Genomic DNA, 18,327 nt, shown 5'->3' with positions numbered 1-18,327 from the left:
ATGAGCGACGACGCGGCACACCCCCCGCGACTGGTCTACGACGACGACTGCGGCTTCTGCACCTGGTGTGCCGAGTTCGCCGCCCGGCGGGGCTCGTTCGAACTCGTCGGCTTCGCCGACCTGACGCCGGACCAGCGGGCACGCCTCCCCGACGACTACGAGGAGTGTGCCCACCTGCTGACCGACGACGCCGTCTACTCCTGTGGCGAGGCCATCGAGGAGGCGACGGCGCGCCTCGAGACGCCGTCACGGTACCCCGCGCGCGCGTTCCGCCGGCTACCCGGCAGCGACCGGGTCCGCGAGCCCCTCTACCGGGCGGCCGCCGACCGCCGGGCGCTGTTCGGCCGCCTCGTCAGCCGTCCGCCGCCGGCCCGACGCGAGTCCTGACTCAGTACCCGAGCGAGAGCGCCCGATTGAGCGCGAGCGCACAGAAGACGAGCGAGAGCAACCCGGCGAGGACGAGAAAGGAGACGCCCCAGCCGAAGAGGTCGGCGAACAGGCCGGTGCCGGCGGAGCCGAGCGCGCCGACGACGCCGTAGACGGTGCGGACGAGCCCGAAACCGGCGCCGCGCTCGGCCTCCGAGAGGTGGTCCATGAAACGCGGCAGCGCGGCCGCCGACCAGCCCATCCCCGTCCCGACGAGGGCGACTGCCCCCGCGACCGCGAGGAGGCCGGGGACGAACACCAGCACCGCGAAGCCGGCGGCGCCCAGCACCATGCAGGCGGCGGTCACCGGGTCGCGGCCGTACCGGTCCGAGGCCGCGCCGATCCCGACCTGCGTGATCCCCTGGACGACGAAGTACGCCGAGAAGACGACTCCCGCCGTCGCCTCCGACTGGCCGCGGTGGTAGATGAGAAACGCCGGCAGGAACGAGGCCGTCCCCTGCCAGACGAACGCGCAGGCGATCGAGATGCCCACGGTGAACGCGATGGGCGGCCGCGAGAGCAACTCGACGAGCGGGTCGAGTTCGAACCGCTCGGCGATCGGCTGGTCGGGCCGGCGCGGTTCGGTCGGACGGACACGCCCCGCGAAGAGGACGAATATCGGGACGGCGACCGCCGCCCCGAGCGCGACCGCGGGCCGCCAGCCGTAGCGGCCGCTGATCCAGACCGCCAGCACCGGGGCGACGAGGCCGGCCGCGGGCGCGCCGCCGTTGTGGAGGCCGATGGCGGTGCCGATGTCGTCGTAGGTGCGGGTCAACAGCGTCGTCGCGACGCTGTAGTGTAACCCCGCGAGGAAGCCGAGCGCGATCGTCGCGAGGACGAAGACGCCGAAGACCGGCGAGAGGGCGATGAGCAGGCTCGAAACCGCCGTCCCGCCGACGGCGACGAGGATGATCGGCCGCTCGCCGAAGCGGTCGGCGAACACCCCGCTCGGGAACTGCGAGAGGAAGTACGCCATCCACAGCCCCGTCAGGGCGACGCCGATGGCCCAGTTCGGCACGCCGAAGTCGGCGGTGATCTCCGGGACGACCGGGCTGATCGCTAACCGCGCGACCATCGTCGCGAAGAACGCGAGCGTACACAGCGCGAGGACGGTCTCCCGGTAGCGCCAGCGCATCGGATTCGGATCCCCGTCGGCCGTCGCGGACGACCGCTCGGGAGACAGTCTCGTCGGCCGACGAAAGAGTGCGTCGGTACCGGCAGGCGACGGCCGGCTACTCGACTACCTCGCGGAGCGCGTCGGCGACGCGCTCGCCTCGCGACGGATCGATCCGCTCGCGCGAGGGGGAGAAGTGGATGCCGTCGCCCTCCCACCGCGGGACGACGTGGGCGTGCAGGTGGAACACGTCCTGTCCCGCGGCCGCGCCGTTGGACTGGAACACGTTGTAGCCGTCCGGTTCGAGCGCGCGCTCGACGGCGCGGCCGACGCGGCGGACGGTCCGGAAGACGGCGGCGACGGTCTCCTCGTCGGCCGCCGAGAGCGTCGGCGCGTGCGCTTTCGGGACGACGAGCGTGTGGCCGTCGCTGACGGCGTTGACGTCGAGGAACGCCAGCGTCGACTCGTCCTCGTACACCCGGTAGGCGGGTTCCGTCCCGTCGGCGATGTCACAGAACGTACAGCTTTCGGTCACGATGGAGGATGTGACGGTCGCGCGAATAAGGTTTCGGGTCTCGTGTCGCTTCGCGTCACTCGAAGGCCGCGATACCCGTCAGATCCTGCCCCAGAATCAACGTGTGGATGTCGTGGGTCCCCTCGTAGGTGTAGACCGTCTCCATGTTCGCGAGGTGGCGCATCGGCGAGTAGTCGGTCGTGATGCCGTTGCCGCCGAGCATCTCGCGGGCGACGCGGGCCTGCTCGCGGGCCATCCGGACGTTGTGGCGCTTGGCCATCGAGACGTGCTGGGGGCGGAGGTCGCCGCGCTCTTTGAGTTCGGCAAGCCGGTAGGCGAGCAACTGGCTCGTCGTGATCCCGGTGGCCATCTCCGCGAGTTTCTCCTGTTGTAGCTGGAAGCGGGCGATCGGGCCGCCGAACTGCTCGCGGTCGGTGGCGTACTGGCGGGCGGTCTCGAAGCAGTCGCGGGCCGCGCCGACGGCGCCCCACGCGATGCCGTACCGGGCCTGCGTGAGACACGACAGCGGCCCCTTCATCCCGGAGACGCCGGGCAGGACGTTCTCCTCGGGGACGCGGACGTCGTTGAGGGCGATCTCGCCGGTGATCGACGCGCGCAGCGAGAGCTTCTCTTTGATCTCGTTGGTCGTGACGCCGTCGCGGTCGGTCTCGACGAGGAAGCCCCGGACGGGGTCGTCCTCCGCGGAGCGGTCGCGGGCCCAGACGACGGCGACGTCGGCGATCGGCGAGTTCGTGATCCACGTCTTCGAGCCGTTGAGCACGTAGCCGTCGGCGTCGCGCTCGGCGCGGGTCTCCATCGCCGACGGGTTCGAGCCGTGCTCGGGTTCGGTGAGCCCGAAACAGCCGACGGCCTCGCCCGCGCCGAGTTTCGGCAGCCACTCCTCCTTCTGGTCCGCCGAACCGTAGGCGTAGATCGGGTACATCACCAGCGCGCCCTGTACCGAGGCCATCGACCTGAGACCGGAGTCGCAGGCCTCGAGTTCCTGCATCAACAGCCCGTAGGCGGTCTCGGAGACGCCGGGAGAGCCGTAGCCGTCGAGGTTGGGGGCGTAAAAGCCCATCTCCCCCATCTCAGGGATGATCTCCGTCGGGAAGGTGCCGGCCTCGAAGTGATCGCCGATCTCCGGGCGCACGCGGTCCGCGACGAACTCGCGGGCCGTGTCGCGGATCAGGCGCTCCTCCTCGTCGAGGTCCGCCTCGAGCTGTACGTAGTCCAGCATGATCGTTCATCCGGGAGGGGGCGTCAAAAGCCCACCTATGTTCTCGCAAGAATTGCCACGGGGCGAAACGAACGGCGATGCCTAGGTTGAGATGGGGCGAGCCCGTTGTCCGATACATGACACGCACAACGCACCGGTCGATCCTCGACGAGACGCGGCTCCCGTCCGGCCGGCTCGAAGCTCTCGCGGGCCGGATCGACGCCGCCGGGGGCGAGACCATCGCGGTCCGCGCCCCCGCGACGGACGAGCCGATCGGCCGAATCCCCGCCTGCACCGAGGCCGACGTCGACGCGGCCGTCGAGCGCGCCCGGGAGGCACAGGCCGCGTGGGCGGAGACGCCGATCGAGCGGCGCGCGGCGATCCTGCGCCGGTTCGGCGACCTCGTCCTCGCGCGCCGCGAGGAACTGCTCGACCTGCTCCAGGTCGAGACCGGCAAGTCCCGCCGGCACGCCGTCGAGGAGGTCCTCGACGTCCCGCTGACGAGTTCCTACTACGCCGACGTCGGTCCCGAGACGCTCGCGGAGGGGCAGCGTCGCGGCGCGATTCCGCTCGCGACCGACGCGCGCGTCGCCTACGACCCCGTGGGCGTCGTCGGGATCATCTCGCCGTGGAACTACCCGCTGACGCTCGCGATCACGGACGCCGTCCCGGCGCTGCTCGCGGGCAACGCGGTCGTGCTCAAACCCGACGAGAAGACGCCGTTCGTCGCGCTCGCGCTCGCGGACCTGCTGTACGAGGCCGGGCTGCCGCGGGACGTCTTCCGGATCGTCACCGGCGAGGGGCCGGTCGTCGGCCCGGCGCTGATCGACCGGGTCGACTACGTCGCGTTCACCGGCAGCACCGAGACCGGCCGGACGGTCGCCGAGCGGGCGGGACGGAACCTGATCGACTGCTCGCTCGAACTCGGCGGGAAGAACCCGTTGGTCGTCCTCGGGGACGCCGACGTCGAGACGGCGGCCCGCGGGGCCGTCCAGGGCGCGTTCACCAACGCCGGTCAGCTCTGTCTCGCCGCAGAGCGGATCTACGTCGTCCGCTCGCAGTACGAGGCGTTCCTCGACGCGTTCGTCGGGGCGACCCGCGACCTCTCGCTGGGAACCGGCTTCGACTACGGCCCCGACGTGGGCTCGCTGATCGACGGCGACCAGCTCGACCGGGTCGAGGCCCACGTCGAGGACGCCGTCGAGCGCGGCGCGTCGGTCCTGACCGGCGGACGCGCCCGCCCCGACGTCGGCCCCTTTTGCTACGAGCCGACCGTGCTGACCGACGTCGACCCCGACTCGCCGGTCGCCCGCGAGGAGACGTTCGGCCCCGTCGTCTCCGTCTCCCCGGTCGCGACCGCCGAGGCGGCGATCGAGGCGGCGAACGACACCGAGTACGGCCTGAACGCGAGCGTCTGGGCCGGCGACCGGGAGCGCGGCCGCGAGGTCGCCCGCCGGATCGAGGCCGGCACGGTCTGCGTCAACGACGCCTACACCGCCGGCTGGGCGGCCGTCGACGCGCCGATGGGCGGCGTCGGCGACTCCGGGCTGGGCCGGCGACACGGCCCCGAGGGGCTCTTGCGGTACGTCGACGCGCGGACGCTCGCGACCTCGCGGGTCGGCCCGCTCGACGCCCCGCCGGGGGTGCCGACGCGGTGGTTCGTCCGCGGGCTGTCGGCGCTCACCCGACTCCAGCGCCGCCTCGGGGGTGCGTTCCGATGAGCGAGCGTGACCCCGAAGTCCTGCTCACGGGCTTCCCGGGCTTCCTCGGCTCCGCGCTGATCGAACGACTGGTCGCCCGCGGCGACGGCCCGATCGCCTGCCTCGTCCAGCCGGCCTACCGCGAGCGCGCCGAACGCCGAGCGGCCGAGATCGCCGGCCCCGACGACGACCGGATCCGGCTGTACGAGGGCGACATCACCGAGCCCGATATCGGACTCGACGGGCTCGACGACCTCGCCTCCGTCCGCGAGGTCTACCACCTCGCGGCGGTCTACGACCTCGCGGTCGACCCCGCCCTCGGCGAGGCCGTCAACGTCCGGGGCACCGAGCACGTCCTCGACGTCGCCGAGACCCTCGACGTCGAGCGGTTCCAGTACGTCAGCACCTGCTACGTCAGCGGCCGCTACGACGGCGTGTTCACCGAGGACCACCTGCGGGAGGGCCAGACGTTCAACAACCACTACGAGGAGACGAAGTACCGGGCGGAGGTCGCGGTTCAGGAGCGGATGGCCGAGGGGCTGGCCGCGACGATCTACCGGCCCGCGATCGTCGTCGGCGACAGCGAGACCGGCGAGACCGAGAAGTACGACGGGCCGTACTACCTGTTGCGCCTGCTGCTCGCCCAGCCGCGGCCGCTGGCGACCTCGTTCGCGCTGCCGGGGGCGAGCGACGCGGAGTTGAACGTCGTCCCCCGGGACTTCGTCGTCGACGCCATCGCCCACCTGAGCGGCCGCGAGGACGCCGCCGGCGAGGTCTACCAGCTCTGTGACTCCGCGCCGCTGCCGGTGCCGGCGTTCGTCGACGCCCTCGCCGAGGCCGCGGGCCGCCGGACGGTCTCGGTGCCGACGACGAAGGGGCTCGCCCGGGCGGCGACGGCACGGCTGGCCGAGCGCGGCCTGCCCGCCGAACCCGCCACGATCGACTACCTCGACCACCCGACGCGGTACGCCTGTCCGAACACGCGGCGGGCGCTGGCCGGGACCGGGATCGAGTGTCCCCCCTTCGAGTCCTACGTCGACGACCTCGTGGCGTTCGTCCGCGAGCACCCCGACGTCGGCGACGAGGCGATGGTCTGACCGGCCCGCGAGAACGCACCGCTTTTGGCCGCCCCGCGGGTACTGCCCGGTATGGACCTCACCCACCGCCCCCGGCGACTCCGACGCGACCGTATTCGGGGGCTCGTCAGCGAGACGAGCCTCGATCCGACGGACTTCGTCGCGCCGGTGTTCGTCGACGCCACGACCGACGAACGCCGCCCGATCGAGTCGATGCCCGGCCACGAGCGCGTCCCCGTCGACGAGGCCGTCGCCCGCGTCGAGGCGGTGCTCGAAACCGGCGTCGAGGCGGTCATGCTGTTCGGCGTCCCGCGCTCGAAGGACCCCGAGGGAAGCCGCGCGTGGGCCGACGACGGCGTGATTCAGGAGGCGACCCGCCGGATCACGGCGGAGACCGACGCCTACGTGATCACCGACGTCTGCCTCTGTGAGTACACCGACCACGGCCACTGCGGGCCGCTGGAGGAGGAACTGCGGGGCGATGGCGTCGCGGACGAGCGGGCCTGCGCGGCCACCCTCACCGTCGACAACGACGCGACCCTCGACTCGCTCGAACGGATCGCCGTCTCCCACGCCGAGGCGGGCGCGGACATGGTCGCGCCGAGCGGGATGATGGACGGCATGGTCGGCGCCATCCGCGCGGCGTTAGACCGCGCGGGCCACGAGCACGTCCCGATCATGAGCTACGCGGCGAAGTACGAGAGCGCCTTCTACGGGCCGTTCCGCGACGCCGCCGACGGCGCGCCCGCCTTCGGCGACCGCCGACACTACCAGATGGACCCCGCGAACGCCCGCGAGGCGCTGCGCGAGGTGCGACTGGACGTCGAGCAGGGCGCGGACGTGCTGATGGTCAAGCCCGCCCTCCCCTACCTCGATATCGTCGCCTCGCTGCGCCGGGAGTTCGACCACCCGGTCGCCGCCTACAACGTCTCCGGCGAGTACGCCATGCTCCACGCCGCCGCCGAGAAGGGCTGGCTCGACCTGGAGGAGGTGGCCGTCGAGTCGCTGCTGTCGATCAAGCGCGCCGGCGCGGACCTGATCCTGACGTACTTCGCCGAGGACGTGGCCCGCCGGCTCTGACCGGCGGGGCCGATCGAACGATCGTCCACCTCGACCGTCGGCGCGGTCGTCGAGCGGCAACGATTGCCGCGCGCGAGCGTCGATCGAACCGATACGGCGGTCGCGCCGGGACGAACGGCGGATTGCCCCCGCGTTCGACCCCGACGAACGTCGGGTTTCGCGTGCCCGTTCGGTCGGAAACCGGACGGTCGTCGTCCTTATATCCATTAAATCGACTCTAGAGTTCGTCGTTCGCCACGCGCCAGACACTATATTTAGACGCACGTCAACAACAATCCTTATACACTGCTATCTCGTGCCACTCGAACGTGATTCGGAAGACAAACGCGCGGTTGAATGGCAAAGAATCAAACGACCGTCTACTAGACGGGCGGCCGATAGCCACGGGTGCGGAGGTGACGGGATGGTAGACGCCGCCGTCCTCGCCGAGGGCGTGAACCTGCTGTGGGTGCTGGTCGTCTGCTTTCTCATCTTCTTCATGCACGCCGGGTTCGCGATGCTCGAATCCGGTCAGGTGCGCTCGAAGAACGTGGCGAACCAGTTGACGAAGAACCTGCTGACCTGGAGCGTCGGCGTGCTCGCGTTCTTCGTCGTCGGCGCCGGGCTAGCCGGCGTCGTCGGCGCGGCGACCGGCGACGGCGAGGTCGCGCTCGCCGATCTGGTCGGGACGATGACCGAGTCCGACCCGAACGCGTGGGTCGACTGGCTCTTCGGCGCCGTCTTCGCGATGACCGCGGCGACCATCGTCTCCGGCGCGGTGGCCGGCCGGGCGAAACTGCGCGCGTACGTCACCTACACCCTCCTGCTGGCGGCGGTCATCTACCCCGTCGTCGAGGGGTTCACCTGGGCCGGGGGCTTCCTCGCGGACGTCTTCGGCGTCGGCTTCCACGACTTCGCCGGCGGCATGATCGTCCACGGGATGGGCGGCATCGCCGGCCTCACCGCGGCGTACGTGATCGGCCCGCGTCTCGACCGGTTCAACGACGACGGCTCCGCGAACGTCATCCCCGGCCACTCGATGACCTTCGCCGTCCTCGGGACGCTCGTGCTGGCGTTCGGCTGGTACGGCTTCAACGTCGGCACCGCGGCGACCGTCTTCGCGGTCGAGGGCGGCGACCTCGTCCTCGGCGACTTCGCGTACGTCGGCCGGGTCGCGCTCGCGACCACCCTCGGGATGGCCGCCGGCGCGCTCGGCGCGGCCGCCGTCTCGCTGTACCGGACGAAGAAGGTCGACACGCTCTACGTCGCCAACGGCCTGCTGGCCGGCCTCGTCGGCGTGACCGGCATCGCCGACGTCGTCACCTGGTGGGGCGCGGTCGCGGTCGCGTTCCTCGCCGGCGCCCAGTTGCCGATCGTCTTCGGCGTCGTCGAACGCACGCTCAAGATCGACGACGTCTGCGCGGTGTTCCCCGTCCACGGGAGCGCGGGCGTGCTGGGCGTGCTCGCCCTGCCGTTCGTCCACGTCGACGGCTTCTCGGCCGACCTGCTCGCCGCGCAGGTCGTCGGCGTCGCCGTCATCACCGTCTGGACGGTCGCCGCGACGGGCGCCGTCTTCGGCGCGTTCAAACTGGCCGGTCAGGCCCGCGTCACGCCCGAACACGAGCGCGACGGCCTCGACGTCTCCGAACACGGCGTCGACACCTACCCCGAGTTCGGCAAGCCCGAACTCGCGACCGACGGCGGTCGCGACGACCGCGAACTGTCGACCGACGGCGGGTCCGGAATCGAGATGGTCACCGCCATCGTCCGGCCCGACCGCCTCGGCGCGGTCAAGACGGCCCTCGCGGAGGTCGGCGCTCCCTCGCTGACCGTCACCAACGTCTCCGGCCGGGGCTCCCAGCCCGCGAAGACTGGCCAGTGGCGCGGCGAGGAGTACACCGTCGACCTCCACCAGAAGATCAAAATCGAGTGCGTGGTCGCCGACGTGCCCGCGGGGGACGTCGTCGACGCGATCCGCGAGGCCGCCACCACCGGCGAACCCGGCGACGGGAAGATATTCGTCCTGCCCGTCGAGGACGCGGTGCAGGTTCGTACCGGCAAGAGCGGGGCCGAAGCGGTCTGACGGTTCGTCGCGAGGTCGGCACGGGACGACCTCGGTACTACTTTGCCGTCCCGCTCCCAACGGTCGCGCATGAACGACGAGCAGTCTCGCGCGCTGTACGATCGGGCGCTGTCGGTCATGCCCGGCGGCGTCAACTCGGCCGTTCGCGCGGCGATCGAGCCCTACCCGTTCTTCGTCCGCAAGGGCGACGGCGGCCACGTGATCGACGCCGACGGCAACCGGTACGTCGACTGGGTGATGGGGCTGGGGCCGCTGCTTTTGGGCCACGACCTCCCCGAACCCGTGCAGGCGGGGATCCAGCGGCGAGCGAGCGAGGGGCCGATGTACGGCGCCCCCACCGAGGTCGAGGTCGACCTCGCGGAGTTCGTCGTCCGGCACGTCCCGAGCGTCGAGAAGATCCGCTTTGTCAACTCGGGCACGGAGGCGACGACCTCCGCCGTCCGCCTCGCGCGGGGGTACACCGGCCGGGACAAGGTCGTCGTCATGCAGGGTGGCTACCACGGCGCACAGGAGTCCACGCTCGTCGAGGGCGACCACGAGAACCCGAAACCCTCCTCGGCGGGGATCCCGGCGGCGTTCGCCGAGCACACCCTGCCGGTCCCGTTCAACGACGAGGCGGCGATGACCGAGGTCTTCGAGGAACACGGCGACGACATCGCGGCGGTCCTCGCCGAACCGATCCTCGCGAACTACGGCATCGTCCACCCCGTCCCCGGCTACCTCGAGTTCCTCCGGGAGATCACCGAGGAACACGACGCGCTGTTGCTCTTCGACGAGGTGATCACGGGCTTTCGCGTCGGCGGTCTGGGCTGTGCCCAAAGCGAGTTCGGCGTCACCCCCGACGTCACCACCTTCGGGAAGATCGTCGGCGGCGGCTTCCCCGTCGGCGCGATCGGCGGGAGAGCGGAGATCGTCGAGCAGTTTACCCCCTCCGGCGACGTCTTCCAGGCGGGCACGTTCTCGGGTCACCCGGTGACGATGGCCGCCGGCCTCGAGACGCTCACGTTCGCCGCCGAGAACGACGTCTACGAGCACGTCGACCGGCTGGGCGAGCGCCTGCGCGCGGGCCTGACCGAGATCCTCGCCGACCGGGCGCCGAACTACACCGTCGTCGGCACCGGCAGCATGTTCAAGGTGGTGTTCACCCGCGAGGGGCCGGGCGGCGGCCGCGAGGGCCACTGCGAGGCCGGCTGTACGCAGAACCCCGACTGCCCGCGCTACGACTACTGTCCGAAGAACGCGGCCGACGTGAAACGCGCCGAGACGGAGCGCTGGCGGCGGATCTTCTGGGGGAAGATGAAAGAGCAGGGGATCTTCCTCAGCCAGAACCAGTTCGAGAGCCAGTTCGTCAGCTACGCTCACACCGAGGAGGACGTCGACCGCACCCTCGAAGCCTACCGGGAGGCGCTCTAAACCTAAACGGTTCGCGCCCCGTCAGCCGCTGCGAGGCCACCCAACGCTGAAGACGCGGGCCGTTGGCCGTTCGCCCGGCCAGTCGTGGCCAACAGGGAGTACAGGGCATCGCCATTTTTTCGAGGCGGAGCGTGGACGCCGCGAGCGCCGCAGGTGCCGCGAGCCGTCGAACTCGAACGGCCGGTAGACGTATCCACGCGCGACGGGAATCCCCGGGAGGCGATGGGACGCGTCACCGAGGGCGACCGGCGGTTCGATCCGGCGCGGGTCGCCGAGCGGCTGTGTTACCTCTTCCCGCCGGTCGTCGGCGTCGGCGCCGTCGGCGTCCTCCGGGAGGTCGACCCCGCCGTCCCGCTGCTCGGGTGGACGCTCGTGCTCGTCGGGAGCTTCGGCTACGCCCTGCTGACCCTCGGAATGACGGTCGCACTCTTCCTCGACGCGCGGCAGGTCCGCGAGACCGGCCAGTGGCTGCCGATCCCGTGGCTCGAAGCGGCGTTCGCGTTCCTCTGGGCGCCCGCCGCGGGCGTCTTCTACCTCTACCGGCGCCACCGGCGGTTCGGCACCCCCGCGGGCCGGTCGGAGTGGTGGCTGGTGGTCGCCCTCTCGCTGGCGGCGAGCGTCCTCGGCCTCGCGGCGGCCGCCGTCGGCTACGTCCTCGCGATTCCCGGCCTCGTGACGACCGCCGCCGGGGTGGCGGGTGCGATCGCGGTCGGCGCGTTTCCCGTGTCGATCCACCGGGACGCCGCCTACGTCAGCACGCGGCGGGCGTCGTGGCGGCCGAACCCGGCGGCCTACCTCGGCGCGGCGTTCGTGAGCCTGTTCGTCCCGGTGGTCCAGCCGGCGCTGGCGGCGTACTACCTCGCGAAGCGACGGCGGACGCTCGGAACGCCGTAGGCGGATGGCGGAGGGGATCCTCAGTCGTCGCCGGCGACAGCGGGGCCGTCGTCCCCGCCCTCGGCGAAGACGCGGTCGGCGATGACGTGCGAGTCGGACTCCTCGGTCGCGGTCGGCTTGCGCTGGAACAGCAGCTTCGCGGCGACGTCCCAGGCGAAGACGACCGAGCCGAGGATCACCAGGGTGTCCCCGGGCATCCGCAGCCACATCAGCGTCTGGACCGTCCCGGAGCCGTAGAACGAGAGGCTCCGGGCGGCCGCGTAGCCCTCGGTGAACGCGACTTCGAGCTGGAGAAAGCCCACCGGGAGCAGCGAGAGGAACAGCATCAACGCGAGGCCGACGTTAGAGAGCCAGAACGCGGCGCGCAGGCGACGCTCGCTCCACGCGTCGCTGCGGGTGGTCACCCGGAGGATGTAGACGGCCATCCCCATCGCGAGGAAGCCGAACGCGCCGAACATCGCGCCGTGGGCGTGTGCGACGGTGAGGTAAGTGCCGTGCTCGTAGTAGTTGATCAGCGGCAGGTTGATGAAGAACCCGAGCACGCCGGCCCCGAAGAAGTTCCAGACCGAGGAGGCGATGATGAAGTAAAACGCCATCTTGTAGGGGAACGACGTGCCGGCGTCCATCATCGCGCGGTACTCGTGGAGCGCCTCGTAGAGGATGAAAAGCAGCGGGATGAACTCGAGCGTCGAGAAGACGCTGCCGATGGGCACCCAGACGTCGGGCTGGCCGACCCACCAGTAGTGGTGGGAGACGCCGATGATGCCGCTGCCCATCACGAGCATGGCCTGGAAGATGACCGCCTTCTCGGCCGAGCGCTTCGAGAGCAGGTTCATCGAGACGAGCGTCAGCGAGATCACCACGAGGACGAAGAACTCGAAGACGCCCTCGACCCACATGTGGACGACCCACCAGCGCCAGAACTCGGTCGTCACGATGTTCGTCTCCGGCGTGTACATGAAGCCGGCCATGAACAGCAGGCCGATCGAGCCGCCGGCGTAGACGATCATGTGCGCCAGCCCGTAACGGGGCTCGCGGCGCAACAGCGGCCTGAACCCGCGGGCGACGAGGTAGGTCCACCCGAGGAAGCCGACCAGCAGGCCGGCCTGCCAGATCCGGCCGATTTCGAGGTATTCGAGGCCCTCGTTGCCGAGCAGCCACCAGAGCTGGTCGCCGAAGTAGTTGTGCGTGCCGAGCCAGACCCCGGCGAGGCCGCCGACGGCGACGACGAGTAACGCGCCGATCAGTCCCTTGACGTACAGCGCCTGCCGTCTGGGCTCGTAGCCCGTCAGCAGCGGCGCGAGGAAGAGGCCGGCGCCGAGCCAGATGGTCGCGATCCAGAGGATGCCGAGGTCGACGTGCCACGTGCGCGCGATCGACCACGGCAGGTACGCGAGGATGTCGATCCCCGCGAGTTCGTGGAGGCCGAAGAAGCCGTCGCGCTCGACGTAATAGTGGGCGAGCAAGCCGCCGAGCAGCGTCTGGGCGACGAACAGGAGCGCGCCGATGAGCACGAACCGCGCGCTCAACAGTTGACTCGGCGTGAGGTCGATCTCCCGCGGGTGCGGGATCGAGACCCCCTCGGCCTCGGGTTCGGGGAGTTCGACCGCCCGGTAGAGCCAGATGGCGGCGCCCGCGCCGGCGACGAGCAGGACCATCGCGACGACGCTCCAGGTCATCGCGGCGCCGGCGGCGTCGTTGCCCGCGGCGGGCGAGAACGGCCACTCGTTGGTGAACGAGACGTCGGTGCCGGGGCGGTCGGTGTGGGAGATCCAGGCGGTCCACAGCGCGAAGTCGGCGAACTGCTCGGCCTCCTCGGCGGTGGGGATCTGTCCCGCGGGGACGCCGCGCTCGCGGTCGCCTTCGTGGTAGCGCTCGACGTACTCCTCGCGGACCTGCTCGTGGGCGTACACCTCCGCCGCGGAGTACTCGACCTGCGAGCCGTAGCCGCTCGAATCCAGTTCCTCGCGGACCCGTTCGGCCACGGCGGCCCGCTCGCCGGCGTCGAGGTCGTCGTAGGACGCCGCGCCGTACTCGGCCTCGGCGTAGTAGTCCCGCATGTGTGCGGTCTTCGACTCGAGCGCGTCGGCGGTGTAATCGGAGTCGTAGTAGCTCCCGTGGCCGAGGATCGACCCTTGATTCATCAGCCCGTTCTCCTGGAAGACCGTCTTGCCGGTCTGTACGTCGTCCGCCGTGGCGACGGTCTCGCCGTCGGGACCGACGATCGTCTCGGGGATCTCGGGTTGTGCCTCGTAGGAGAGCCACGCGCCGCCGCTCATCACGACGAGGTTCGCGACGAAGATGGCCGCGAGGGCCGTCGCCAGCGTCTTTCGGCGTACTTTCATTACACCTCGGGCTTTCCCGTACGCGACCCTCAACCGGCGCGTCGGTTCCTGCGGGATGGAAAAGGATGGGAACGTGTTCGGCTACCGGACTACGGGTCGCGGGCGAACACGTCAGTCAGTCCGCGGAGACGATGGCGTCCTCGTAGCTCCCGAACGCGTCGAGGACCGCCTCGCGGTCGGCCGCGTCGACGTCGAACTCCTCGAGGGCCGCCGCGAGGTGGCCCACGATGGCCGCGAAGTGCTCCTCGCGAACGTCGAGGTGAGCGTGGGCCGTCTCCATATCCCGGCCGGTGTACTCGACGGGGCCGCCGGTGACCGCACAGAGGAACTGCGTCTGGTGGGCGCGCTGTCCGCGCATGTCGACGTCCTCGAAGAAGGGCGCGAGGCGCTCGTCGTCGAGGACGCGCTCGTAGAAGCGGTCGACGACGGCGCCGATGGCGTCCTCGCCGCCGAGGCGATCGTAGAGCGTGTCGCTCATGCGTGACGGTTTCGGCCGTCCGAACGTAAATCACTCCGTCCGTCGGCGCGAGTGCGCGGGCAGAGCGTACGCTTTTCATACCCGAGGCGCGGACTGTCGCCCATGAGAACGCGCGGGACGGTTCGACTGGCGACGCGAGGCTCTCCGCTCGCCCGACGGCAGGCCGCTGGGGTGAAAGCGGCCCTCGAAGAGCGCCGTTACGAGGTGAGCCTCGAAGCGGTGGAGACGACGGGCGACCAGATCAGAGACGAGTTGATCCACCGCCTCGGGAAGACGGGGGCGTTCGTCCGCGAACTCGACGAGCGCGTCCTCGACGGCGACGTCGACGGCGCGGTCCACTCGATGAAGGACATGCCCACCGAACAGCCCCACGACCTCGTGACCGCGGCGGTCCCCGAGCGCGGCCCGCCGGGGGACGCCCTCGTCACGGCCGACGGGTCGAGCCTCGACGAACTGCCGGAGGGAGCCGTCGTCGGCACGTCGAGCCTGCGCCGGCGCGCGCAGGTGCTGGCCGAGCGCCCCGACCTCGACGTCGAGCCGATCCGGGGGAACGTCGACACGCGAATCGAGAAGCTACTCGCGCCCGCGTTGCAGGCAGAACACGAGGAGCGAAGCGAGGCCGACAGGGAGCGGAAGGGCAACGCCGGGAACGACGACTTCGAGGCCGAGTTCGACCGGACGGTCGACGAGTGGTTCGACGACCTCTCCGAGATCGAACGGCAGGCGCTCGGCCGCGAGGTCGAGACCGAGTACGACGCGCTCGTGCTGGCGGAGGCGGGGCTCGACCGGAGCGGGCTGGCCCACCACGTCGAGTACGAGCGGCTCCCGGCCACGACGTTCGTCCCCGCGCCGGGTCAGGGCGCGCTCGCGGTGACCGCCGCCGACGGCGAGACCGCGCGGGCGCTCCGGGAGGCGATCGACCACCCGCGGACGCGGGTCGAGACGACCGTCGAGCGGGCGATCCTCGCGGAACTCGGTGGCGGCTGTATCGCGCCGGTCGGCATCTACGCCGTCGTCCAGGGGGAGTACGTCCACGCGAGCGTGCAGGTGTTCGACCGCGACGGCGAGGAGTCGGTGGTCGCGACCCGCGACCTGCCGGTCGAGACCCACGGCCGCGCGGCGCGGGAGTTCGCGAGCGACCTCGCCGACCGCGGCGCCAGCGACCTGATCGAGCGCGCCCGCCGGGAGGCCGCGGGCGACGACGAGTCGCCCGACGCCGCGGACGAGCCGGAGGGGAAGTGACGTGACGGGCACGGTCTACCTCGTCGGCAGCGGCCCCGGCGACCCCGACCTGCTGACGGTGAGGGCGAAGCGCCTGCTCGAGACGGCCGACGTCGTCCTCCACGACAAACTGCCGGGTCCGGAGATCATCGACCTGGTGCCCGACGACCGGGCCGAGGACGTCGGCAAGCGCGCCGGCGGCGAGCGCACCTCGCAGGCGGAGATCAACGAGCGGCTGGTCGAACTCGCCCGCGAGGGCCAGACCGTCGTCCGGCTGAAAGGCGGCGACCCGTTCGTCTTCGGCCGCGGCGGCGAGGAGGCCGAGTACCTCGCCGCCCACGGCGTGCCGTTCGAGGTCGTCCCGGCGGTCACCTCCGCGGTCGCCGCGCCCGCGGTCGCCGGCATCCCGGTCACCCACCGCGACCACGCCTCCTCGGTCTCGTTCGTCACCGGCCACGAGGACCCCGCCAAGGAGGAGTCGGCCGTCGACTGGGAGGCGCTGGCGGCCACCGGGGGGACCATCGTCGTCCTGATGGGCGTCGGTCGGCTGCCAGACTACGCGACCGCGCTGCGCGAGGCCGGGATGGCCCCCGACACGCCGGTCGCGCTGGTCGAGCGCGGTACGTGGCCCGACCAGCGGGTGGCGACGGGCACCCTGAAAACGATCGTCGACGTCCGCGACGAGGCCGGGATCGAACCGCCCGCCGTGACGGTGATCGGCGAGGTGGCGGCGACCCGCGAGCGGGTCGTCGAGTGGCTGGCGAACGAACGCGACGACGCGGCGGTGGTCGACGATGGCTGAGCCCACCGTCGCCGTCTTCCGACCGGACGACGAGAGAATCGACGAGGCCGTCGACCTGCTCGACTCGCTGGGCGCGACGCCGGTGCCGGACCCGATGCTCGCGGTCGAACCGACCGGGGCGGTCCCCCGGACCGACGCCGACCGCGTCGTGCTGACGAGCAAGACCGGGGCCGAACTCGTCGGCGACGCCGGCTGGGACCCCGGCGAGGCGGCCGTCTGCGCCATCGGCCCCGCCACGGCCGACGCCCTCCGCGAGGCGGGCTACGAGGTCGACCTCGTCCCCGCGGAGTACACCTCCGCCGGCCTCGTCGACGCGCTGGCGGACGACGGCGCCGACGGCGCCCGCGTCGAGGTCGCCCGCAGCGACCACGGCAGCGAGGTGTTGCTCGACGGTCTCGACGTCGCGGGCGCCTACAGCCACGAGACGGTGCTCTACCGGCTCGTCCGCCCCGCGGGGAGCGGCGAGTCCGCCGAACTGGCCGCCGACGGCGACCTCGACGCCGCCTGTTTCACCTCCTCGCTTACGGTCGAACACTTCCTCGGTGCCGCGGACGCGCGGGGCGTCCGGGAGGAAGCGATCGCCGGCCTCGACGAGGCCGTCGTCGGCGTCATCGGCGAACCGACGCGGGAGACCGCGGCCGACCACGGGATCGACGTCGACGTGGTCGCGAGCGAGGCGACGTTCGAGGCGCTGGCCCGCGAGACGGTCGCGGCGACGCGCCGAGAGTAGCCGACCGTCGGTCGAAGTCGTTTTCCCGTTCTCCAACGTGGAGGCGGGCACGGACCGAGTGAAACCGTGCGAGAGGACCGACCCGACGCCGATTCGTCCGGCCCCGCGAGGAGCCGACGGGACGTGCTGACCGCCGCGACCGCGGCGCTGACGACCGCCTCGGCGACGCTGGCCGGCTGTTCGGCGCCGGCGGCCGAACCGCCGCGGGTCGACGCCGAGGTCGATCCCGACCTCGATCCGGGCGAGACCGTCGCCCTCGGCTTCGGCGGCGACGTCATGCTCGGGCGGAACCTCGACGAGCGGTACGCCGACGTGGTGCCCGCAGGACCGTGGACCGACCTCCTCGACCGTCTCGACGCGCTCGACGGCCTGTTCGTCAATCTGGAGTGTTGCCTCTCGACGCGGGGGGAGCGGTTCCCCGACCGGGCGTACTACTTCCGGGCGGACCCGGCGTGGGCCGTCCCGGCGCTCGAGCGCGCCGGGGTTCGGTGGGCGGCGCTCGCGAACAACCACGCGCTCGACTACGGGCCGACGGCGCTGCGGGACACGCTCGACGCGCTCGGCGGGAGCGACGTCGCGACCGCGGGCGCGGGGGAGACCCTCGACGAGTCTCTCACCCCCTCGGTCGTCCGCGTCGGCGGCCTCGAGGTCGCGGCGTTCTCGATCGCCGACCACTTCGCCGAGTACGGCGCGACGCGCGACGCTCCCGGCATCGCCTACGCCGAGGCCGACCCGACCGTCGGCGGGGTGTTAGACCGGGTCGGGACGGCGCTCGCCCGCGCCCGCGCGGCCGACCCCGACCTGATCGTCGCGTCGATCCACTGGGGGCCGAACTGGGTCGCCTACCCCGACGAGCGGTACGTCCGGTTCGCGCGGTGGCTGATCGACCGCGGCGTCGCCGTCGTCCACGGCCACAGCGCGCACGTCTTCCAGGGCGTCGAGACCTACGGCGACGGCGTGATCGTCCACGACGCGGGCGACCTGCTCGACGACTACGCCGTCGACGAGACGCTGCGAAACGACCGGAGCTTCCTGTTCGAACTCGTCGTCGGCGCGGACGGCCTCGAGGAACTGCGCCTCCACCCGGTGGTGATCGACGACCTCGCGGTCGGCCCCGCCGGCCCGGAGGCCGCGGCGTGGGCGCGCGAGACGATGCGCGAGCGCTCGGCGCCGTTCGGGACCGCCGACGCGTTCGAGCGCGCCGAGGACGGGAACGGGCTCGTCCTCCCGCTCTAGCAACCGCGACTTTATGA

General features: G+C 71.3%; 16 protein-coding genes. 11 read left to right on the top strand and 5 right to left on the bottom strand.

Annotated features, from left to right (window positions below):
• On the top strand, positions 1 to 387 hold the full coding sequence (locus NKG98_RS13070; RefSeq protein WP_254766360.1) for a thiol-disulfide oxidoreductase DCC family protein: 387 nt from the start codon (positions 1 to 3) through the stop codon (positions 385 to 387).
• Position 388: 1 nt separating this feature from the next.
• Here the strand turns inward: NKG98_RS13070 and NKG98_RS13065 are convergent, their stop codons facing one another.
• The 3 genes from NKG98_RS13065 to NKG98_RS13055 form a co-directional block, all read right to left on the bottom strand.
• Positions 389 to 1,561: an MFS transporter gene (locus tag NKG98_RS13065; protein WP_254766359.1), complete on the bottom strand. Its 1,173-nt coding sequence runs from the start codon at positions 1,559 to 1,561 to the stop codon at positions 389 to 391.
• 97 nt (positions 1,562 to 1,658) lie between these two features.
• On the bottom strand, positions 1,659 to 2,075 hold the full coding sequence (locus tag NKG98_RS13060; protein WP_254766358.1) for an HIT family protein: 417 nt from the start codon (positions 2,073 to 2,075) through the stop codon (positions 1,659 to 1,661).
• 55 nt (positions 2,076 to 2,130) lie between these two features.
• Positions 2,131 to 3,294, bottom strand: a complete 1,164-nt coding sequence (locus tag NKG98_RS13055) for an acyl-CoA dehydrogenase family protein (protein ID WP_254766357.1) — start codon at positions 3,292 to 3,294, stop codon at positions 2,131 to 2,133.
• Between the two features lie 116 nt (positions 3,295 to 3,410).
• Between NKG98_RS13055 and NKG98_RS13050 the strand changes: the two genes are divergently transcribed.
• The 6 genes from NKG98_RS13050 (at position 3,411) to NKG98_RS13025 (ending at position 11,498) form a co-directional block, all read left to right on the top strand.
• Positions 3,411 to 4,994: a succinic semialdehyde dehydrogenase gene (locus tag NKG98_RS13050; protein ID WP_254766356.1), complete on the top strand. Its 1,584-nt coding sequence runs from the start codon at positions 3,411 to 3,413 to the stop codon at positions 4,992 to 4,994.
• On the top strand, positions 4,991 to 6,070 hold the full coding sequence (locus NKG98_RS13045; protein ID WP_254766355.1) for an SDR family oxidoreductase: 1,080 nt from the start codon (positions 4,991 to 4,993) through the stop codon (positions 6,068 to 6,070). Before NKG98_RS13050 ends, NKG98_RS13045 begins: the two co-directional genes overlap by 4 nt.
• A gap of 51 nt (positions 6,071 to 6,121) precedes the next feature.
• Positions 6,122 to 7,129, top strand: coding sequence for a porphobilinogen synthase (gene hemB, locus NKG98_RS13040; RefSeq protein WP_254766354.1), 1,008 nt, complete (start codon positions 6,122 to 6,124; stop codon positions 7,127 to 7,129).
• Positions 7,130 to 7,532: 403 nt separating this feature from the next.
• Positions 7,533 to 9,191 carry an ammonium transporter gene (locus NKG98_RS13035; RefSeq protein ID WP_254766353.1) on the top strand — a complete coding sequence of 553 codons (1,659 nt, stop codon included), beginning with the start codon at positions 7,533 to 7,535 and terminating at the stop codon, positions 9,189 to 9,191.
• 69 nt (positions 9,192 to 9,260) lie between these two features.
• Positions 9,261 to 10,604: a glutamate-1-semialdehyde 2,1-aminomutase gene (gene hemL, locus NKG98_RS13030; RefSeq protein WP_254766352.1), complete on the top strand. Its 1,344-nt coding sequence runs from the start codon at positions 9,261 to 9,263 to the stop codon at positions 10,602 to 10,604.
• 222 nt (positions 10,605 to 10,826) lie between these two features.
• A complete protein-coding gene (locus NKG98_RS13025; protein WP_254766351.1) occupies positions 10,827 to 11,498 on the top strand; it encodes a hypothetical protein in 672 nt (223 codons plus the stop codon).
• Positions 11,499 to 11,518: 20 nt separating this feature from the next.
• On the opposite strand, the gene NKG98_RS13020 is transcribed toward NKG98_RS13025, so the two are convergent.
• Together NKG98_RS13020 and NKG98_RS13015 are read right to left on the bottom strand one after the other, a co-directional pair.
• A complete protein-coding gene (locus NKG98_RS13020; RefSeq protein ID WP_254766350.1) occupies positions 11,519 to 13,843 on the bottom strand; it encodes a nitric-oxide reductase large subunit in 2,325 nt (774 codons plus the stop codon).
• A gap of 115 nt (positions 13,844 to 13,958) precedes the next feature.
• Complete coding sequence (locus NKG98_RS13015; RefSeq protein WP_254766349.1) at positions 13,959 to 14,321, bottom strand: group I truncated hemoglobin; 363 nt, start codon at positions 14,319 to 14,321, stop codon at positions 13,959 to 13,961.
• Between the two features lie 102 nt (positions 14,322 to 14,423).
• On the opposite strand from NKG98_RS13015, the gene hemC reads away from it, so the two are divergent.
• The 4 genes from hemC (at position 14,424) to NKG98_RS12995 (ending at position 18,310) form a co-directional block, all read left to right on the top strand.
• The gene (gene hemC, locus NKG98_RS13010) at positions 14,424 to 15,563 is read left to right on the top strand and encodes a hydroxymethylbilane synthase (RefSeq protein ID WP_254766348.1); all 1,140 of its coding nucleotides are present in this window, start codon (positions 14,424 to 14,426) and stop codon (positions 15,561 to 15,563) included.
• 1 nt (position 15,564) lies between these two features.
• The gene (gene cobA / locus NKG98_RS13005) at positions 15,565 to 16,344 is read left to right on the top strand and encodes a uroporphyrinogen-III C-methyltransferase (protein WP_254766347.1); all 780 of its coding nucleotides are present in this window, start codon (positions 15,565 to 15,567) and stop codon (positions 16,342 to 16,344) included.
• The gene (locus NKG98_RS13000; protein ID WP_254766346.1) at positions 16,337 to 17,074 is read left to right on the top strand and encodes a uroporphyrinogen-III synthase; all 738 of its coding nucleotides are present in this window, start codon (positions 16,337 to 16,339) and stop codon (positions 17,072 to 17,074) included. The genes cobA and NKG98_RS13000 overlap by 8 nt, the downstream gene beginning before the upstream one ends.
• A 126-nt stretch (positions 17,075 to 17,200) precedes the next feature.
• Positions 17,201 to 18,310, top strand: coding sequence for a CapA family protein (locus NKG98_RS12995; RefSeq protein WP_254769473.1), 1,110 nt, complete (start codon positions 17,201 to 17,203; stop codon positions 18,308 to 18,310).
• Positions 18,311 to 18,327: the final 17 nt, after the last annotated feature.

Source organism: Salinilacihabitans rarus (assembly GCF_024296665.1).
GTDB lineage: Archaea > Halobacteriota > Halobacteria > Halobacteriales > Natrialbaceae > Salinilacihabitans > Salinilacihabitans rarus.
Note: the sequence above shows the minus strand (reverse complement) of the source record. Positions and strands in the feature narration are given on the sequence as shown.